1 protein-coding gene and 1 pseudogene are annotated in these 976 nt (G+C 73.7%); both read right to left on the minus strand.

What is annotated here, in order from left to right; genetic code table 11:
* The coding region (locus tag B7767_RS33895; protein ID WP_143652773.1) for a response regulator transcription factor at positions 1 to 391 on the minus strand (391 nt) is incomplete at its 3' end.
* Positions 388 to 976 (minus strand): annotated as a pseudogene (locus B7767_RS33900) (histidine kinase); the annotation flags it as partial. The gene B7767_RS33895 and the pseudogene B7767_RS33900, both read right to left, overlap by 4 nt.

The raw sequence follows: 976 nt of genomic DNA on the forward strand, positions 1-976 counted from the left end.
TGGCGGACGGGGCGAGGACGCTCTCGCCGGAGGCCACCACCCGGATGCCGTTCAGCAGTTCGCCGGGGTGCACGTCCTTGAGGAGGAAACCGGAGGCGCCGGCGCGCAGCGCGTCGAACACGTACGCGTCGAGGTCGAAGGTGGTCAGCACCAGGACACGGGGTGCGTCGGGACGCCCGGTGATGATCCGGGTGGCGGCGATGCCGTCCAGTTCGGGCATGCGGACGTCCATGAGGACCACGTCGGGTGCCAGTTCCCCGGCGAGCCGTACCGCCTCGGCGCCGTCGGCGGCCTCGCCGACGACCGTCATGTCCTCCTCGGCGTCGATCACGGCGGCGAACCCCGCCCGTACGATGCCCTGGTCGTCGACGACCAGCACCCTGAGGCTCATCGTTGTCCCTCCTCGTCGTCCTGTGGTGCTGCCGGTGCCGCGGTCAGCGGCAGCAGGACGCGCACCGGACCCGACGGGCCGGCGGTGACCGTCCCGCCGGCCATCGCCGCACGCGCCGACAACTGCCGGCACAGGGCGGAACGTACGGTGTCCGGAACGCCGATCGCCGTGATCGTCAACGCGGCTTCGTCCGCGTCGAGTTCCACCGCCATCGGCTCCTCGCCGCCGGCCGCGAGCACCGTTTCGCAGGCATGGTAGGCAGCCAGGTCCACGGCGGTGGGCAGCCGTCTCGGTATCCGGTCGGTCAGCCGTATCCCGACGTCGCGGCCGGTGGCCCGGATCTGGTGGCCGAGGAGGTCGAGAGCCTGCAGGGTGGGCTGCGGCCGCAGCGCGGGCACGGCCCCGGAGTCCCGGACCGTGTCGAGCAGGGCGCGCATCGCGGCGAGGGCCTCGCGGGCACGTTCGGCGACCTCGTCGAGCCGGCCCGCCTCGGCCTGCGCGACCATGTCGGCGGTGCGCGCCAGCACGGTGGTCTCCAGTCCGGTGGCGATCCGGCGGCGCTCGGCCCAGGCGTCCCGTACCGCC

The organism is Streptomyces sp. 13-12-16, assembly GCF_002114215.1.
GTDB lineage: Bacteria > Actinomycetota > Actinomycetes > Streptomycetales > Streptomycetaceae > Streptomyces.